Origin of the sequence: Streptomyces sp. XY431 (genome assembly GCF_001279805.1) — a bacterium.
GTDB lineage: Bacteria > Actinomycetota > Actinomycetes > Streptomycetales > Streptomycetaceae > Kitasatospora > Kitasatospora purpeofusca.
The window spans coordinates 1-308 of record NZ_LGDO01000395.1; the positions used below are offsets into that span (position 1 = coordinate 1).

General features: G+C 74.0%; 1 pseudogene. It reads right to left on the bottom strand.

Annotated elements, in window-relative coordinates:
* Positions 1–10: 10 nt before the first annotated feature.
* Positions 11–308: pseudogene (locus ADK60_RS27230) on the bottom strand (transglycosylase family protein); the annotation flags it as partial.

The following is a 308-nucleotide window of genomic DNA, read 5'->3' on the forward strand; positions in this document are numbered from 1 at the left end:
GGGGGTGTTACTTGGTGAGGCCGGCCTTGACGGAGCAGACGGGCCAGGCGCCGGGGCCCTGGGCGGCGAGGACCTTCTCGCCGATGGTGATCTGCTGGGCCTTGGTGGCCTGGTGGGCCTGGGGGGCGTAGGCGGTGCCGCCGAAGGCGGCCCAGGTGGAGCTGGTGAACTGGAGGCCGCCGTAGAAGCCGTTGCCGGAGTTGATGGCCCAGTTGCCGGTGGCCTCGCAGGCGGCGACCTTGTCCCAGACGCCGGCGGGGGCGGCGGAGGCGGCGTTGGCCGTGACGAGTCCGGCCACCGGCAGGGCG